This window comes from Flavimaribacter sediminis, assembly GCF_019492055.1.
GTDB lineage: Bacteria > Pseudomonadota > Alphaproteobacteria > Rhizobiales > Rhizobiaceae > Flavimaribacter > Flavimaribacter sediminis.
The window spans coordinates 1,196,205-1,213,257 of sequence record NZ_JAICBX010000001.1; the positions used below are offsets into that span (position 1 = coordinate 1,196,205).

At 56.7% G+C, this 17,053-nt stretch carries 15 protein-coding genes; 8 read left to right on the forward strand and 7 right to left on the reverse strand.

The genetic code is table 11. The annotated features are described in order from the left end of the window. The first annotated feature begins 39 nt into the window (after nucleotides 1–39). A complete protein-coding gene (locus K1W69_RS05635; RefSeq protein ID WP_220227330.1) occupies nucleotides 40–483 on the forward strand; it encodes a hypothetical protein in 444 nt (147 codons plus the stop codon). Nucleotides 484–541: 58 nt separating this feature from the next. Here K1W69_RS05635 and K1W69_RS05640 read toward each other — a convergent pair whose 3' ends face one another. Continuing rightward, on the reverse strand, nucleotides 542–4,306 hold the full coding sequence (locus tag K1W69_RS05640; RefSeq protein ID WP_220227331.1) for a vitamin B12-dependent ribonucleotide reductase: 3,765 nt from the start codon (nucleotides 4,304–4,306) through the stop codon (nucleotides 542–544). A 617-nt stretch (nucleotides 4,307–4,923) separates the two neighbouring features. Further along, nucleotides 4,924–5,838, reverse strand: coding sequence for a haloalkane dehalogenase (locus K1W69_RS05645; protein ID WP_220227332.1), 915 nt, complete (start codon nucleotides 5,836–5,838; stop codon nucleotides 4,924–4,926). 125 nt (nucleotides 5,839–5,963) lie between these two features. On the opposite strand from K1W69_RS05645, the gene K1W69_RS05650 reads away from it, so the two are divergent. Next, complete coding sequence (locus tag K1W69_RS05650) at nucleotides 5,964–6,584, forward strand: class I SAM-dependent methyltransferase (protein ID WP_220227333.1); 621 nt, start codon at nucleotides 5,964–5,966, stop codon at nucleotides 6,582–6,584. Between the two features lie 5 nt (nucleotides 6,585–6,589). On the opposite strand, the gene gpt is transcribed toward K1W69_RS05650, so the two are convergent. The 4 genes from gpt to K1W69_RS05670 all read right to left on the reverse strand — a co-directional run bounded on the left by gpt (nucleotide 6,590) and on the right by K1W69_RS05670 (nucleotide 9,363). Beyond that, nucleotides 6,590–7,081 carry a xanthine phosphoribosyltransferase gene (gene gpt, locus K1W69_RS05655; protein WP_220227334.1) on the reverse strand — a complete coding sequence of 164 codons (492 nt, stop codon included), beginning with the start codon at nucleotides 7,079–7,081 and terminating at the stop codon, nucleotides 6,590–6,592. Between the two features lie 127 nt (nucleotides 7,082–7,208). Beyond that, complete coding sequence (locus K1W69_RS05660) at nucleotides 7,209–8,048, reverse strand: universal stress protein (protein ID WP_220227335.1); 840 nt, start codon at nucleotides 8,046–8,048, stop codon at nucleotides 7,209–7,211. A 108-nt stretch (nucleotides 8,049–8,156) separates the two neighbouring features. Next, nucleotides 8,157–8,915 carry a competence/damage-inducible protein A gene (locus K1W69_RS05665; RefSeq protein WP_220227336.1) on the reverse strand — a complete coding sequence of 253 codons (759 nt, stop codon included), beginning with the start codon at nucleotides 8,913–8,915 and terminating at the stop codon, nucleotides 8,157–8,159. Nucleotides 8,916–9,090: 175 nt separating this feature from the next. Beyond that, complete coding sequence (locus K1W69_RS05670) at nucleotides 9,091–9,363, reverse strand: hypothetical protein (protein ID WP_220227337.1); 273 nt, start codon at nucleotides 9,361–9,363, stop codon at nucleotides 9,091–9,093. Nucleotides 9,364–10,027: 664 nt separating this feature from the next. Between K1W69_RS05670 and K1W69_RS05675 the strand changes: the two genes are divergently transcribed. The 6 genes from K1W69_RS05675 to K1W69_RS05700 all read left to right on the forward strand — a co-directional run bounded on the left by K1W69_RS05675 (nucleotide 10,028) and on the right by K1W69_RS05700 (nucleotide 15,200). Then, entirely contained in the window at nucleotides 10,028–10,528 is a 501-nt protein-coding gene (locus tag K1W69_RS05675; protein WP_220227338.1) for a Dps family protein, read from the forward strand. A gap of 229 nt (nucleotides 10,529–10,757) precedes the next feature. Beyond that, complete coding sequence (locus K1W69_RS05680) at nucleotides 10,758–11,759, forward strand: PRC-barrel domain-containing protein (protein WP_220227339.1); 1,002 nt, start codon at nucleotides 10,758–10,760, stop codon at nucleotides 11,757–11,759. 149 nt (nucleotides 11,760–11,908) lie between these two features. Beyond that, a complete protein-coding gene (locus K1W69_RS05685; RefSeq protein WP_220227340.1) occupies nucleotides 11,909–13,054 on the forward strand; it encodes an AI-2E family transporter in 1,146 nt (381 codons plus the stop codon). 139 nt (nucleotides 13,055–13,193) lie between these two features. After that, nucleotides 13,194–13,736: a methyl-accepting chemotaxis protein gene (locus K1W69_RS05690; protein WP_220227341.1), complete on the forward strand. Its 543-nt coding sequence runs from the start codon at nucleotides 13,194–13,196 to the stop codon at nucleotides 13,734–13,736. A gap of 37 nt (nucleotides 13,737–13,773) precedes the next feature. Continuing rightward, a complete protein-coding gene (locus K1W69_RS05695) occupies nucleotides 13,774–14,157 on the forward strand; it encodes a phage holin family protein (protein WP_220227342.1) in 384 nt (127 codons plus the stop codon). After that, nucleotides 14,154–15,200: a hypothetical protein gene (locus K1W69_RS05700; RefSeq protein WP_220227343.1), complete on the forward strand. Its 1,047-nt coding sequence runs from the start codon at nucleotides 14,154–14,156 to the stop codon at nucleotides 15,198–15,200. Before K1W69_RS05695 ends, K1W69_RS05700 begins: the two co-directional genes overlap by 4 nt. A 617-nt stretch (nucleotides 15,201–15,817) precedes the next feature. Here K1W69_RS05700 and K1W69_RS05705 read toward each other — a convergent pair. After that, nucleotides 15,818–16,762 carry an endonuclease/exonuclease/phosphatase family protein gene (locus tag K1W69_RS05705; RefSeq protein WP_220227344.1) on the reverse strand — a complete coding sequence of 315 codons (945 nt, stop codon included), beginning with the start codon at nucleotides 16,760–16,762 and terminating at the stop codon, nucleotides 15,818–15,820. Nucleotides 16,763–17,053 lie beyond the last annotated feature (291 nt).

The following is a 17,053-nucleotide window of genomic DNA, read 5'->3' on the forward strand; positions in this document are numbered from 1 at the left end:
GTAGGTCGGAAATCTATGTTTGACGGAGGAAAGTATAAAATGCGCGTTTCATTTCTTTTGGTTCTCGCGGCGCTGTTGTTCGGAAGCGGTTCGGCATGGGCCGATTGCGGCGATCCGGCCGGGCCCTGCGACGGCGTCGACGAGCGGCTCGACATGGCGGAGATCGGCTCGCCGGCCGAGGCCCGGGCGTTTCTCACAGACCTCAAGCAGGCGGCGAAGGCCGACGACAAGGCGAAGCTCGTCGCCATGGTCCGCTATCCGTTCAGCCTCTACGAGACGGGCAAGCTCGTGAAGACCTACGACGACGCGGCGGCGCTGCAGGCGGATTTTTCGAAGGTGTTCACGCCGGCGGTGCTGGCGGCCATCGAAAAGGCGACCTACGGTTCGCTCTTCATCCGCGACCAGGGCGCGATGATCGGCGACGGCGAGGTCTGGTTCACCGGCGGGCCGGACGGCGTGAAGATCTCCGCCATCAACCCGTAAAAAAATCTCCGGGCGCTTGCGCGTCCGGAGACCTGATTTCAGCCAGAAGTGAGGTCGGTCAGCTGCAGCCGCTGGTCGATCCGCAGGTGTCGCACTTCAGGCAGGTGCCATTGCGCACCATGGTGAAGTTCGAGCACTCGGAGCAGGCGTCGCCGGTGTATCCCTGCATGATCGCCTTGGCGCGGCGGCTCGCCTCGATCTTCTCCTCATGCGCCTCGATCTTGGCTTCGGCGTTGTCGAACAGCGTGTCGGTGACCGTGACCGATGCCTCGACCTCGATCTCCTCGCTCAGCTCCCGGGCGCGCTCCTCGTAGTCGCGCTTGAAGGCCTGGGCCTCTTCCGGGTCTATTGCCGGCGCTGAGCGGGCGACAGCCGCGCCGCCGGCGATCGCCGTCACGTTGTGCGAGACGCCGCCGCCCTGGGGCTTCGCGCCCATCGGCTGGCCGCCCGGAGCGACGAGCTCCAGCTTGTGGCCGCGGGTCCAGCCCTTGGAAACCGGCACAGTCTTGCCTTCCTGGATGCCCTTGCCAAGGGCCGTGTTGGAGAAGTCCGACGTGTCGACATGCGACAGGTCGTGGCGCTCCAGATAGGAGACCGCAAGCTCGCGGAACACGTAGTCGAGGATCGACGTCGCGTTCTTGATCGCGTCGTTGCCCGTCACGATGCCGGCCGGCTCGAACTTGGTGAAGGTGAAGGCCTCCACATATTCCTCCAGCGGCACGCCGTATTGCAGGCCGAGCGAGATGGCGATGGCGAAGTTGTTCATCATAGCGCGGAAGGCCGCGCCTTCCTTGTGCATGTCGATGAAGATCTCGCCGAGGCGTCCGTCGTCGAACTCGCCGGTCCTCAGGTACACCTTGTGTCCGCCGACGACGGCCTTCTGGGTGTAGCCCTTGCGGCGGTTCGGCAGCTTCTCGCGGTCCCGGACCACCTTCTCGATCACCCGCTCGACGATCTTCTCGGTCACCGTCACCGCGCGGGCGGCCGTCGGCGCCTCGATCAGTTCCTCGATGACGTCGTCCTCGTCGTCCTCGTCCTCGATCAGCGAGGCGTTGAGGGGTTGCGACAGTTTCGATCCGTCGCGGTAGAGGGCGTTGGCCTTCAGCGCCAGCTTCCACGACAGCATGTAGGCCGACTTGCAGTCCTCAATGCTCGCGTCGTTCGGCATGTTGATCGTCTTGGAGATCGCGCCGGAAATGAACGGCTGGGCCGCCGCCATCATCCGGATGTGGCTCTCGGTCGACAAATACCGCTTGCCGATCTTGCCGCAGGGGTTGGCGCAGTCGAACACCGGCAGGTGCTCGTCACGCAGGCCCGGCGCGCCTTCCAGCGTCATCGATCCGCAGACATGGATGTTGGCCGCCTCGATGTCCTTCTTCGAGAAGCCCAGATGCTCCAGCATATTGAACTCGAGGTCGTTCAGCTGCTCGTCGCTGACGCCCAGCGCGTCACGGCAGAACTCGGCGCCGAGCGTCCACTGGTTGAACACGAACTTCATGTCGAAGGCCGAGCCAAGCGCCGCGTTCAGCGCCTCGATCTTTTCGTCGGTGAAGCCCTTGGCCTTCAGCGAGCCGGGGTTGATCGCCGGCGCCTGGTTCAGGTTGCCGTGGCCGACCGCGTAGGCCTCGATCTCGGCGATCGCGCTTTCCGAATAGCCGAGCGTGCGAAGCGCCGCCGGCACCGCGCGGTTGATGATCTTGAAGTAGCCGCCGCCGGCCAGCTTCTTGAACTTGACGAGCGCGAAGTCCGGCTCGATGCCGGTCGTGTCGCAGTCCATCACCAGACCGATCGTCCCGGTCGGCGCAATCACCGTCGACTGGGCGTTACGATAGCCGTGCTTCTCGCCAAGTTCGACGGCGCGATCCCACGCGGCCTTGGCGTGGTCGACCAGGTCCTGGTCCGGGCAGTCGTCATGGACGAGCGCGACGGGCAGGATGGACAGGTCCTCGTAACCGGCCGTCTCGCCATATGCAGCCTGACGGTGGTTGCGCATCACGCGCAGCATGTTGTCGCGGTTGGGCTCGAAACCGGGGAAGGGGCCGAGCTCGCCCGACATCTCCGCCGAGGTGGCGTAGGCGACGCCGGTCATGATCGCGGTGATTGCGCCACAGATCGCGCGGCCGGCGTCGGAGTCGTAAGGGATGCCCGACGTCATCAGCATGCCGCCGATATTGGCGTAGCCGAGCCCGAGCGTGCGGTACTTGTAGGACAGTTCCGCAATCTGCTTCGACGGGAACTGCGCCATCATCACCGAGATTTCCAGCACCATGGTCCAAAGGCGCACGGCGTGTTCGAACTCGCCAATACGGAACTTGTTGACCTTGCCTTCCATGAACTGCAGCAGGTTCAGCGACGCGAGGTTGCAGGCCGTGTCGTCCAGGAACATGTATTCCGAGCACGGGTTGGACGCGCGGATCGGGCCGGCAGCCGGGCAGGTGTGCCAGTCGTTCATGGTCGTGTTGAAGTGCAGGCCCGGATCGGCGGACGCCCAGGCGGCGTGGCCGATGTCGTCCCACAGCTTGCGCGCCTTGATCGTTTTCATGACCTTGCCGTCGATGCGACCGGTCAGGTCCCAGTCGCCGTCGGTCTCGACAGCGTTCAGGAAGTCGTCGCGGATCGAGACCGAGTTGTTCGAGTTCTGGCCGGACACCGTCAGATAGGCTTCCGAATCCCAGTCTGTGTTGAAGGTCGGGAACGTGATGTCCTTGTATCCCTGACGGGCGAACTGGATCACGCGCTTGACGTAGTTCTCCGGAACGAACGCCTTCTTCGCCGCGCGGATTTCGCGCTTCAGCGCCGGGTTCTTCGCCGGGTCGAAGCAGTCGCCGTCCGGTCCCTCGCAGTTCACGCAGGCCTTGAGGATCGCCTTCAGGTGCTGCGAGACCGTCTTCGAACCGGTGACGAGGGCGGCGACCTTCTGCTCTTCCTTGACCTTCCAGTTGATGTAGTCCTCGATATCCGGATGGTCGATGTCGACGACCACCATCTTGGCGGCGCGGCGCGTCGTGCCGCCCGACTTGATGGCGCCGGCTGCGCGGTCGCCGATTTTCAGGAAGGACATGAGGCCCGACGACTTGCCGCCGCCGGAGAGCTTTTCGCCTTCGCCGCGAAGATGCGAGAAGTTGGAGCCGGTGCCCGATCCGTATTTGAACAGACGCGCCTCGCGCACCCACAGATCCATGATGCCGTTCTCGTTGACGAGATCGTCACCGACCGACTGGATGAAGCAGGCGTGCGGCTGCGGATGCTCGTATGAGGATTTCGAGCGGGTCAGCTTGCCGGTGAACGGATCGACATAGAAATGGCCCTGACCGGGGCCGTCGATGCCGTAGGCCCAGTGCAGGCCGGTGTTGAACCATTGCGGACTGTTGGGCGCGACGCGCTGGGTGGCCAGCATGTAGGCGATTTCATCGTGAAATGCGCGGGCGTCCTCCTCGCTGTCGAAATAGCCGCCTTTCCAGCCCCAGTATGTCCAGGTGCCGGCCAGCCGCGAGAAGACCTGGCGGGCATCGGTTTCGGAACCGTAGCGCTCATCCTCGGGCAGTTCTTTCAGCGCCTTCGCGTCGGCCTCCGAGCGCCACAGCCACGAGGGAACGGAATTTTCCTCGACCTTTTTCAGGCGCGCGGGAACACCGGCCTTGCGGAAATATTTCTGTGCAAGAATGTCGCTCGCGACCTGCGAGAACTGGGCGGGCACGTCGATGTTTTCCAGACGGAACACGATGGAGCCGTCGGGATTCCTGATCTCGCTCGTGGCCTTGCGGAATTCGATTTCCGCATAGGGAGAGTGTCCTTCTTTCGTGAATTTTCGCTCGATGCGCATTCTTTCCCTCGTTTTCTGAAAGTCCTGCCGACGCGCCGTCGCCAACAGGCAATACCCCACATTCGCAACCATTCCGAGAGGGACGGCTGCGTGTCTCGATTAGCGTTTCGGTGTTGAGTGATTCCTCACCACAAGCGCTATATCTTGTGTCATTCTCGGCCGCAAACACTAAAGATAGTATTAACAGCTTCTTTTTACCAATCACTTTTTTAGCCGGATTTCCGGAAAAAAGCGCGCAAAAACCCCGGTTGCAAAGACTGTATTCCAGTCGCCACAACCTGCAAGAACACCGCACAAACAACTGATATAGGCCCGATTGAAGAACGCCCAGGCCGCGCTGTCATCACAACGTCGGCACAGTACAACGCGACTCGTTTTGGACCGTCAAGGGCTTGTTCAAGACAGATTTATGAACACTAGATATTGTGTGTCATCATTGTGGAAAATGGGGAAAGCGAAGGCCTTGTAATCCCTGCACTTGCCGCTTCGTCAACCCCGAAAATAGCCCGTTTCGAATTTTTCCCGTTTTCGCCGGGAACCTTTCATGCGCGCCGTGAGTCGGTCGACGTCAAGGTGCTTCGGGCGTTCTTTTTCGCGAATCAGAACCTGCCTGTAGCTCAAGTCGAGGAGATGAATTCGATCATTTTTTCGGCCAGGAACGGACCGGCGTCTTCCTGCAGAAAATGGCCAGCGTCCCGCGTAATGAAATGATCTTGTCCCGCTGCTCCCGGAACCAGCTTCTTGAAGACGGCCTCTCCGCCTTTCATGATGGGATCCTTGTCTGAGAAGCATGTGAGAAAAGGCTTGTCGAATCGCCTCAAACTGGCCCAGGCGTCCTTTTGGGCTGACGCCGCAGGATCGTCCGGCGAAATCGGAACGAGAGAAGGAAAGACGCGCGCGCCGGACTTGTAACTCTCGTCGGGGTAGGGGGCGTCATAGGCCGCGACTTCCGCGTCGCTCAAACCCTTCACGGTCCCGCGCGCCACCACGCCGCCAATCCTGAACGTTGGCGAGGACTGGCTGTATTCCCGCCAGTCGAGAAAGGCCTGCCCCGGATGATGGTCACCGGTCGGCAGCGCCGTATTGCCGATCATCACCCTGTCGAAGGAGGCAGGCATTTCTGCGACCAGACGCAGGCCGATCAGTCCGCCCCAGTCTTGTCCGAAAAGAGTCATGGCTCCGGGCGCCACCGCCGAAAGCCACTGTTTCATCCAGCCGACATGCCCGCCATAACTGTAGGCCGCGCGATCCATCGGTTTATCGGATTTTCCAAAACCGATGAAATCAGGCGCAAGAACGCGAAGCCCATCTGCGGCGAGTACGGGGATCATTTTCCGATAGAGGTAGGACCATGTCGGCTCTCCATGCAAAAGCAGCACAAGGGGACCATCCGACGGTCCCTCGTCCAGGTAGTGCATTCGCAATAATCCGAGCGTTTCGTCGCGAATGTCGAGATAGTTCGGGCGATACGCATAGTCCGGAAGATCCTTAAATCGCTCTTCGGGTGTTCTCAAAACCTGATTGTTAGCCACAATAGCCTCCCGCCATTAACTGGAGCCAGTCAAACGACTGCAGCTGTCGCTGTCAATCAACAGATATTGACAATAATGTTGTCAATTAGCATCTGAGAGGCATTGACCGCCACGAGGAGTGCAGGATGACATTGCGTAGCGTTATTGTTGAGCAGTTCGGCAAGCCCCACGGACCACTGGGAAGAATCGTCGGATACATATTGGCGAACCGGCCATCGGGCGCCGAACGAAGTCGCTGGACCGTCGATCTGCTGGAATTGCGGGAGGGGCAGGATATTCTGGAGATCGGCTGCGGGCCTGGGCTTGCTCTCGAGAAATGTCTCGCTGCGGTAGCGGCAGGCCGCGTCGTAGGTATCGACCACTCGGAACTGATGATCCGCCAGGCCGGTCGCCGTCTTCACTCCTGTATCGAGTCCGGCCGCCTCAAGCTTCAAATTGGTGGTCTGGAAATTTTATATGAGGAAACTGATGCTTACGACCGAATTTTCTCGATAAACGTTATCCAGTTTCTGGGAGATATGGACCGGGTCTTCGCGCTTTTGCTTGATCGGCTGAAGCCTGGCGGCCTGTGCGCTACGACCCTTCAGCCCCGTAACCAGGAGGCGACACGCGAGACAGCGCTGGAAGCCGCCCGGAACATGACCTGTGCAATGACTAAAGCCGGTTTTGAGGCTGTCGCAAGTCACGAATTGACGATGGAGCCGACACCCGCGATCTGCATTACCGGGGTGAAGGCGAACCATTAGCGCTCTCAGCTTTCCCTTGCTATCGGTTCCTGATAGGTGAAGCCCATATCCCAGGGAAAATAGATCCAGGTGTCCTGGCTGACTTCCGTAATGTACGTATCGACCATCGGACGACCGGTCGGCTTGGCGTATACGGTGGCGAAATGCGCCTTGGGGAGCATCTCCCGGACAATGCGCGCCGTCTTGCCGGTATCCGTCAGGTCGTCGACTATCAATATCCGCTCGCCTTCGGTTGCCAGCATCTCTTCGTTGATCGGCTTGAGAACCATCATGTCGCCCTGGTTCTTGTAGTCGTGATAAGACGCCACGCAGACGGATTCGATTTTACGGATATTGAGTTCCCGCGCTACGATCGCCGCCGGCACCAGGCCGCCACGGGTGATGCAGACGATCCCGTCGAGTTCAAGATTCAGCCCTGCGATGCGCCAGGCGAGGGCCCGCGCATCGCGATGAAATTGATCCCAGGATACGGGAAAAGATTTATCCGGCAGCGACATGTCCATCCATCCTCATGGCCGGTGCTGCGGTTCACAGCGCCGGCGTTAATCGTGAATGGACTGTCTTAGTGCCGATGGAAACAATTGCGCAACCCGTCGCCGGCGGATGGCCACAGGAACGAGGCTTTCAGCGCGACATCAACGTCAGATTCGTCATCGAATCGAGAAGCGTATGGGTTACGCCGCCAAACAGGAACTCCTTGATCCTGGAATGGCTGTACGCGCCCATCACCAACAGATCCGCCTGGGTGTCCGACATCCGGTTCTCGATGATCGACGCTGCAGGCACGCCGCCAGAGGACTGTGAATTGACCGTCACGTTGATCCCGTGCCGACTAAGGGTCGCTGCAATCTCCGCGCCTGCCATAGAGGCGCTTTGTTCCAGCGTGTCCTTTGGATCGACGATGAAAATCTCGACCTTTTCCGCCGCCATAAGAAGCGGCAATGCGTCAAAGACGGCGCGGGTGGATTCTCGTGTGGCGTTCCAGGCGACCAGCACAGATTTGACAGGTTTGCCTGAATGCCCTGTGTAGGGAACAAACAGGACGGGCCGGCCGCTCTCGAATACGAGCGATTCGAGATCGGCGTAATCGTTTGTGTTGTCCGGGTTGCGCTGTTGCAGGACAACGATGTCCGCGCAATGCGCGCTGGATACGGCGGAAACCGCTCCATCACCTGTAGGAGACCTAACCGAACGCCATTCGAAGGATACGCCCTCGGCATTGCAACGATCCCTGAACTTTTTTTCCACGAGAGAGGAACGCTTCTGTATTTCTTCCTCGTCCTGCTGGTAGATCGTGGGATCGGGAATTTCCATTGGAGCGGTGTAAGCTACGCGCATCGTCGGCTCGGCATGAATTCCGATTAGATGGGCGTCGTTCTGGCTGCACAGAGAAATTGAGGCGTTCAAAACGGGTTCGCAATCGCTCTCACTCCGCAACACGGCAACGATAGTCTTGTAGCTCATAGTCGGCTCCCTAAAACGTTCGGCGCATCGGTCTGTTTCCCAATGGCGCCGTTTATTCAATATTATTGTAACCCCTTGCGCCTTGACCGGGATCAATACCAGTTAGCGTCAACGCGCTGTCTTTTCCGGTTTCGACTGCAATAGATCCAGCATTTGCCTGACCTGCGCCGCCGCCGCCTCTATAGCGGCGGCGTCGCGGCCCCTGATGACAATTTGCGTGGAAAAAGTCGTTCCGTCAAACTGTGGATAGGAACCGATCACCGTTTCGCGGTTCTCGTTCTGTATGGCCGCCAGTGGATCTCCGATCGTGCCCTCGCCGAACGGGCAATTTACTGCAACGGACTGGATCTTGGCTCCGGTTTTTAAAGTTGGAAGCAGACTGTCCAGCATTGCCTGAAAGACCGACGGGACGCCTGCCATCACGTGGACATTGCCTATTGTGAATCCAGGCGCGATGGATACAGGATTGACGATATGCTCAGCGCCTTTCGGCATTCGGGCCATGCGCTTGCGCGATTCGGTGAATTCCATGTCGCGGCTGCGATAGACCGCTCTCATCAACTCCAGCGCCTTTTCGTCGTGCTCGCAGGGAACTCCGAGGGCCTTGGAAATTGCATCGGCGGTAATGTCGTCATGGGTCGGGCCGATACCGCCGGAGGTGAAAACGTAGGTGTAGACGCTCCGAAGCTCGTTTACCGCCTTGACTATTGCGCATTCGTCGTCGCCAACGATGCGAACTTCTTCAAGATCGATGCCAACGGCCGTCAGCATGTCGGCGAGGTGGCCGATATTCTTGTCTTTTGTGCGCCCCGACAGCAATTCATCGCCGATTGCGACCATTGCAGCTGTGACTATCGCATTCGACATGAAGTCTCCTCGTATTTCTACTGCGAATACGTAACGCGTGGGCCATTGGGCCGCAAGCGCCTGTGGACACTCCAAACCTCTGGATGTTCGTCAACGCGCAGATTGAATCATATGACTTCGGCAAGCTGCCAAAGGTGGTCGAAAGCGCGAATTCTGGCCGCTCAATGCGGCCAGATCATTTGTAGGTAACTGCAGCGAGTTTGTGCAGAAGGTGGACCTTCAGAAGGTTTTCAATGCGCTTCTTCACCTGGCCGACAAGCTGCGCGTTTTCCGCACGCACCACTAGCGTATCGATTGCTTTGTCGACGGTCTTAAGTCCACCGACGTCGCCTAGCCCTCGGCTTTCTATTTCCCGCCAGAGATCTTCGCCAAGATTCCTGATCCGGGTGGTAAGATGGCCGTCCTTGTTCGACGGAAAGAATATGGTTGCTATCTTTTGTCCAGGCATCGATTTCTACCTTTTGCTCTCCAATCCGTTCGTGTCCCAAACCATGCACGCTCCCGAGTCAGTACGACCCGTTCTGGATTTAAATATGTCCGACGTCGCACTGTTTCCAGTGTTCCGACACTTATCAAATGAATACCGAAATTTGAATTACCGAATATTCTATTCCGTCGCTACACCCGGTCAAGGATGCGGCTCGCCAGGATGAATATTCTTACACCATGCAACAATGTTGCCGATTCTCTTGAAGTGCAAGAAGTTTTGAAGGAAAATCGTGGACCGGTGACTAATGGCGAAGTCACCGGTCCAAAACGCATTCTCTCAGGGCGACTATGAGAAATGCGTCAGCTCGTTTGGCTAGGCCAGTGACGAACACGTCTCGCTTATACATTATATTCACGAGACTTATAACTAAAAAATGCAATTTGGAGTGCAGAAGGGGCAGTTTTTTTAACTCAACTTATTGTCTTTTACGCATTGGTTGCAATTTCTTGAGGGCGCACTCGGAATTCGGGTTGTCGTTGCATTATCAATGCGAAAACAATTGGGACAACGGGCATCTTGTCCTTTTCGCTGCTGATGGAACTGACCTCATACTCTCGCGTTGTAAGTCAGAGAGCGTGTTCATACACTGCTCTTCAAGTTAAGCACGGAAGGACTCCAATTTATGCAAAGCCAGATACTCAAGGTACGCGCTGATATCCAGGATCCGGAAACCGGTATCGACAACAGGAAGAAAGTGGCGGCGAATATGGCGTCCTGTCTGTCAGACAGCTATTTGCTGATGGTCAAGACACAAGGCTACCACTGGAACGTGGTCGGACCGTTGTTCCGGTCGATTCATCTTCTGACCGAAGACCACTACAACAATCTTTTCGAAGCGATCGACGAGCTGGCTGAGCGTATCAGGGCGCTTGGATATCCGTCGCCTTCAAGCGTAACGGAGATGATTGCTCTGAGCGCAATTGAAGAAGACACCGAGAATCCGACCGCGGAAGAAATGATCGATAATCTTGCAAGAGATCATGGAATTCTGGCGAGGCGCTTCCGAGAGTGCATCTCGCGCGCCGAAGAGGCCGACGACGTCGTGTCCGCCGACATGTTGACGAGGCGCATAGAGTTTCACGAAAAAGCAATCTGGATGCTGACCGCAGTGAAGTCCGAATAGGAAGATTTTCAGAAGGCCGTTTCGACTGTCGACAACGCCCTAGAAATCTCCCGGACTACAATTTGGTAATTCGCGCAATCGGTTTTTTGCTCCGCAAAAAACCGATTGTTTTTTATGTATTTAATGAAAATCTTCGTCCATGCAAATGGGCTCCGTAGAAAGATTAATCTGTATGGAACCCATTTGCCGTTTGGTCGTTTTGTTTACGAACGCCGAGGCAGTCGGATGCTTGATCGGCTGTTCTCAAAACTGCCAGACGAAAAGGATTATAACAATGAAACGGATTATCGCAACAACTGCAGTTGCAATGATGCTTGGAACGTCCGCTTTTGCGAGCGACGCCAATACGTCCGCCAACACGATGCTCAACACTTACGCTGCTGAACAGCCAGGCGACATTTTTGCCTCCGAGTTTATCGGCATGCGCATCTATTCTGCTGAAAAAGAATGGAATTCGTGGGATAACGGCGCCCGTGTAAAGTCCGGCGCAAATGCCGACTGGGACGATATCGGCGAGATCGATGACGTCATCTTCGGCGAAGATGGTCAGGTCAAGGCAGTTATTCTTGGCGTTGGCGGTTTCATAGGAATTGGCGAAAAGGATATCGCCGTTCCAATGGATCAAATCAAAACCGTTTATGAGGGCGAAGGCGACGACTATTTCCTCGTCGTCAGCACCAACAAGGAAACCCTGACCAACGCTGAGCCGTTTCAGCGCGCTGAAGACAAGAAAATGGCTGCAGGCAATACGGAATCCAAGGAAAATTCCGACGACATGACGGCTAAAACTGTTGCTGAGCCGAAAGCCGAAGTTGTGGCTACGGAGTCGGCTGACTCGTCCATGAACGAGAAGGACGAAGTGACCACGGGCAGTGTGTCCGACGATGAAGCAGCTTGGGCTGGGCGCGATATGCTTACGCGTCCCAAGATGACCCACGATGGCTTCAACGAAGCGAACTATGAAGAACTGACGGCAGAGCAGTTGGAAGACGCTCGGGTGTATGGCCTCAACGACGAAGACGTCGGCGAGATCGACCGCCTTGTTCTCAGCGAAGATGGAAAGATCAAGACTGTCGTCATTGACGTTGGCGGTTTTCTTGGCCTGGGTGAACATCCCGTCGGTGTAACCATGGACGAGTTGCAGATCCTGCGCGATCAGAATGGATCGGTGCGCGTCTATATTGACTCGACCGAGGAAGCGCTCGAACGTCAGCCTGCTTACCGCAGCTAACCGCTTCAAAAAGCTTCAAATACAGAACAGGCCGCCCCGCGCGGCCTGTTTTCGTTTGGTTTGCAACCAAAAGGCCGGTCCCGCGTTAATCAGCCCATGGACTTGGCGCGAACCGGCGGCATGAAATTCTAAAGTGATGGGAAAAGACAGTGTCGGATACGGCAAGACAGAAAGAAACTGATACGAAGCCGGTCCTGGTCGCTTCTGGCGGGCTGTCAACGCGAATTATAGCCATAATAGCCGGATGCGCCGCGATTTATCTCGGCAAGAGTTTTCTTTTGCCAATAACGCTTGCGGTCATCTTCGCACTGACCTTGGGGCCATTGGTCTACACGGCGCGGCGGCTGCATATTCCGTCGCCGCTGACGGCGGCTCTTCTCCTGTTTCTTTGCGGGGCCGGTATTCTTGCCGGCGCTGTTACGCTGGCCGCGCCCTTGGCCGATTTTATCTCCGATGCTCCCAGGATCGGAGCTGAGCTGAAAGACAAATTGAAGAGTATTCGGGAGCCGGTGGAATCGATTAATTCTGTCGGGGAGGAGGTTGAAAAACTTGCGGGGTCGGGAGATGACCCAACAGCGAATAAAGTCGTCGTGAAGGGGCCTGGTCTCATGACGCGCGCGGCGGATGATATCATAATCGTTTCGGCGACGGTTGTGTTGACGCTTGTCCTGAGCTTTTTTCTTCTGATCTCGAGAGACATGTTTCTCAGGAAGGCGATCCGCATATTCCCGCGGCTCAGCGACAAGAAACGTATTTTCACATTGATCACCGATATCGAGCATGACGTCTCTCATTATCTTTTTACCGTCGCGATCATTAATGCCGGCCTTGGAATATGCGTCGGAATCTCTTTCTACATTCTGGGAGTGCCGACGCCGCACCTGTGGGCGGTGCTGGCCGCCCTGTTGAACTTTCTGCCTTATATCGGCGCGCTCACGGGCGTTCTGCTTGCATTTGGCGTATCGCTGCTGACCTTCGATTCAATGTCTCACGCGCTTGTGCCGCCGTTGACCTACCTCGTCTTCACAACCATCGAAGGTCAGTTCGTGACCCCGACGGTCCTTGGTCGCCGTTTCTCCATGAACACAGTCGCAATTTTGATTTCGATCGCATTTTTTGGCTTCATCTGGGGACCCATCGGAGTGCTGGTCGCGGTTCCGCTGCTGATTATCTTCAAGGGGATCTGCGAACGGGTCGAAAGTCTTCGTCACATTGGCGAGTTTCTGTCCGGGGAGCAATTGCCTCCGGATGAGGAGGAAGACGGCGCCGCCGAAAAGCAGTCGGCAAATCGTTAGCCAGGAATCGGTCTTCGAAGTACGCTTTTTGCTGCAGGTACAGGGTCGAAACCTGTCAACCATAGATTTTGGGAACAAATCAAGAGTTGTTCGGTTATCTGATCGAGATTGAAAACAGATGCTTTGCGGGAGAGCTAAGATGGAAAAACAGCATTATAATGAAACGATAGGACAGGGAGCCACAACCGCCAAACCGGCGAAAGCGAGCTCTCAAGCAGCCGATTTCGTAAAGCAGACCGCCGATCGGGCGGGGTCAGTTGCTTCTGACGTCAAGGACACAATTTCAGAGGCGGCGTCTGATTTTGGCGACACTGTGGCTGAACGCGCCGAAAAGACACAGCACGAAGCTTTGAAAAAGGTTGCTGAAGGAACCGAAAGGACTGTCGAGAAAGGCAAGTCCTTCACCCAAAATCTTCTGCTGTCACTCAGTCGCGCCTTCGAGGCTGGAAGTCTCAGTCTCGAAAGCGATGGTATGGCGTCTACCGCCAGCTATGCGCGCGCCACAGGGAAGGGTCTGGAAACAGCCGCAGACGAAATTGATGGCCTCGATTCCGCCAATGTCGCGCACCGCGTCGAAACCTTTGTTAGAGAGCGCCCGTTCCAAACCGTTGGTCTGTTTGCGCTCGCCGGATTCACGCTCGCTACCGTGATGAAGGCTTCGATCAGAAAATCGGAAGACTGACTGGCTGCGAGCGTGACGAACTGAAGGAATGCAAACAATGAATAACAACAACATCATCCAGACAATTCGCGAATTGATCGCCGATGCGACACTGCTGGTGCGTCAGGAAATAGACTTGGCGAAAGCTGAGGCGGCGGAGAAATTTGGGCAAATCCAGGCGGGCGTCGCCGCCGTGGCGGCTGGTTCGCTGATTGCGCTCGTGGCTTTGCTTGTACTGGTTCAGGCGCTGGTCGTTGCTCTTGGCAACATCATGCCCCCGGCGCTCGCGGCTCTGGTTGTGGGCGTGGTGCTCGCGCTAATTGCGTTTGTTCTTGTGATGAACGGAGCCAATCAACTCAAGCCTGAAAACCTCGCGCCGAAACGGACGATACGCTCTGTCCGTGAAAACGCCGAGAAAATGAAGGAGGGCAGATCATCATGACCAGCGATGCTGAACGCATAGAAGATGAAATCAGAAACACAAGGGCTCGTATCGATATGAAAATGAACGAACTTGAAAACAAATTGTCGCCATCCGGCTTCCTCAACGCGGCGCTCGGAGACGGCAACGAACAGGTTGCCGATCTTGGCAATGCGATGGTCAAGAAAGCGAAAGAAAACCCTGTGTCCGCGCTCTTGATTGGAGCGGGCCTTGCAGGATTGTATCTTGCTTCCCGGTCGCAGAGCGCAAAAGGCGGCAATGACGAGACAACCGAATTTGCAGCTGAGCCGATTGCTCAACCTAAGCCGACGGATCCGGCCGAGCGCATCGCGCAGAACGCTGAAAGCATTCGCAACGAACTCAACGAGCTACGCGACAGCGTCGCCCAGAGCGTGGAAGAGTTTAGCGCCGCCGCCAGCAAGGGCAGCGATGCGGCCCGCGAATCTGTGCACAACGCCAGCGAACGCGTTCGTCAGGCCAGTGATCGCGTGGCCGAATACGCCAATTCCGCGACGCGCGCGCTCGGAGACGTGCCGGATCATGCGCGTGAAATCGGTCGCACTGTAACCGACACTGTGCGCTCCGGCGTCGATTCGGCAGGGCACTTTGCGAGCAAGCAGGCGCGGGTAACCCGTCATCGCGCCGACTCCGCTGCAGAATGGGTGCGTGAGAACCCTGTTTCGGCTGGGCTCGTCGCACTGGCAGTGGGTGCTGCCGCAGCCTCGATATTTACAGCGCGGAAGCCGTCGGCAAGCGTCGAGGCGAGCCGCAAGCTGCATAGCGCAGCGCGCGAGCGAGAAGGTTACGATGAACCAAAGGGTCGCGAGCGGTTCGAGAATTTCCAGAAAGCTGCTGAGTCACAAGCTACCAAAAGCGCGCCGCGCAAAGGCCCGGTGACCAAATCTGAAAAGGGTCCGAAGTCGGCCTCCGTCAAGAGTTCGGCCAAGCCACTGAAGAATGGTCCCGCCTACAAGAAAGCGCCGACGGTTAAAACCGCTGCTTCGACCAAGACGGTAGAACCCGAGAAAACGGATCGGGCGTAATCCGCGATAAATCGACCGCGGCCGAGTCCGTGTGATAGCCATCCCAGCCGGCCCAGATGACCTGGGTCGGCTGGACGCACATTTGCAAGGGCGCTAGCTCATTTTTGTTAGTCCGATTTATCCTCGCGCTGCATCGGCTGCGCCCATTTTAGTCTTTCTAGCGCCCCTCGACTATTGCCTGTTTCGTAATGACCTGCGGCGCACAAACCAATCATACGCCTCTGCAGGGTCACATGGAGTCGATCCAGCCTTTCCGTTCCCTAACAATGTTAGAGCCCTGCAGGAGCGCCAGCAGGTGTTGCTGCGGCAACCGGTGACGGCGCCGAAGCTCCTGACTGCCGACTTTGTTCCAGTTTTACGTTTTGGAGCAGATAATGTGGCGTCTAAGCGTTTATCATCGCCACGCGCAGCGCCTGAAACGACAGTGGGCGTCTCAGAGCCCATGGCTAAAGCGCTGCGCTTCCGTAACTGACAATTTACCGGAACAAAATTTGCACCGAGACGTTTCCGAACAGTGAAAACGACAAAGAGGTGTCCCATGCACAATATCTTCTATATCATCGGCGTTGTAGTGGTAATAATTGCGATCCTGTCTTTCCTTGGACTGGCTTGATCGCTCAACCGTTTTCCCAGTCTTCTCCGATCGGCTTGCGATCTCGTTTCTTTTCGGTGTCAATAAGCTCCCTGGCTTCCTCGACATCGTCCACGGTCGCGTCCTCGCTGTCGGATTCGAGGTCTGAGCTTCGGCGCAGCAGGGCCAGTTCGTAGAACATTGGAAAGTGGTCCGAGCCCACAAAAGCGAGCCGCTTCATTCGAACCATTCGAAAATGCGCCGAATGGAAAATATGGTCGAGCGGCCATCGCAGGAAAAACCACCGCGCATCGAATGAATTAAACTGGCCGCGCCCTTCGCGCGGATCCAGCAATCCAGACAATCTCAGAAATCGCCTGGTCGTTCGCGACCAGGCGACATCGTTTAGATCACCCGTAACGATAACCGGAATTTCCGTGTCGCGCACATCAAGGCCGACAAGCGAAATCTCCGCGTCCCGTCCAACCGTGTCATCGGTGGGGACGGGGGGCTCCGGATGCACCGTTATAAGACGACACTTTTCTCCGCCCCTCAGCGCGACGGTGCAATCGAAACTTGGAATCCTGTCGTTGAGCAGAAAGCGAACAGATTTTTTCTGCAATTCAAGCTTCGAGAACAGCGCCATGCCGTAGGAATTGTCCAGCGGGCATTCCACAGAGTCGGCAAACTGGCTCAAGGCGTCTTTCAGCGCGGCGAGCCATTCCTCATCCACCTCCATAAAAAGGGCCAGATCGGGATCATTTTCGCGGATTTCCCTGATCAGTCGATTATAGTCGCGGTTGCTTTGCTTTACATTGGAGACGAGCACCTTGAAGGTTTTCGTGTCGGACGGGTCGCCCTTGAACGTCTTCACAGTTCGGGGCCAGACCGCCGTAAACCGGGCAATGTGGGCAAGCTGTATCACCGTTGCCGACAGGAGCGCCAAACCCGGGAGGGCAATGGACGCGCCAAAAGGAAGCAACAAAAGCATTGCGACTGCGACAGCCAGAGTCAGCGTGAGCAGCTGTGTCCTCGGGAAGTCGAAAATCCGCACCAATCCGTATGATACAGGAAGTACCGGGATGAGGGCGGCCAGCAGACACAATGCTGACAGGATGAAGATCAGCCAGTAAATCAAAACGCGCCTTTCTGTCCGAGATATCGCAAGTCTAAAACCAGCGTCCAGCCATTCGGTTCCCGGCGCTCCTGTCAGGAAAGGACTAATGGAACGGGTGGGCTTTATATGCGTTTACCACAAGCGTCGGGTTTTCGACGCGTCGTT

Coding starts and splice junctions, on each gene's coding strand:
- K1W69_RS05635 (WP_220227330.1), top strand. CDS start 40: ATGCGCGTTTCATTTCTTTTGGTTCTCGCGGCGCTGTTGTTCGGAAGC.
- K1W69_RS05640 (WP_220227331.1), bottom strand. CDS start 4,306: ATGCGCATCGAGCGAAAATTCACGAAAGAAGGACACTCTCCCTATGCG.
- K1W69_RS05650 (WP_220227333.1), top strand. CDS start 5,964: ATGACATTGCGTAGCGTTATTGTTGAGCAGTTCGGCAAGCCCCACGGA.
- gpt (WP_220227334.1), bottom strand. CDS start 7,081: ATGTCGCTGCCGGATAAATCTTTTCCCGTATCCTGGGATCAATTTCAT.
- K1W69_RS05660 (WP_220227335.1), bottom strand. CDS start 8,048: ATGAGCTACAAGACTATCGTTGCCGTGTTGCGGAGTGAGAGCGATTGC.
- K1W69_RS05665 (WP_220227336.1), bottom strand. CDS start 8,915: ATGTCGAATGCGATAGTCACAGCTGCAATGGTCGCAATCGGCGATGAA.
- K1W69_RS05670 (WP_220227337.1), bottom strand. CDS start 9,363: ATGCCTGGACAAAAGATAGCAACCATATTCTTTCCGTCGAACAAGGAC.
- K1W69_RS05675 (WP_220227338.1), top strand. CDS start 10,028: ATGCAAAGCCAGATACTCAAGGTACGCGCTGATATCCAGGATCCGGAA.
- K1W69_RS05690 (WP_220227341.1), top strand. CDS start 13,194: ATGGAAAAACAGCATTATAATGAAACGATAGGACAGGGAGCCACAACC.
- K1W69_RS05695 (WP_220227342.1), top strand. CDS start 13,774: ATGAATAACAACAACATCATCCAGACAATTCGCGAATTGATCGCCGAT.
- K1W69_RS05700 (WP_220227343.1), top strand. CDS start 14,154: ATGACCAGCGATGCTGAACGCATAGAAGATGAAATCAGAAACACAAGG.
- K1W69_RS05705 (WP_220227344.1), bottom strand. CDS start 16,762: ATGCTTTTGTTGCTTCCTTTTGGCGCGTCCATTGCCCTCCCGGGTTTG.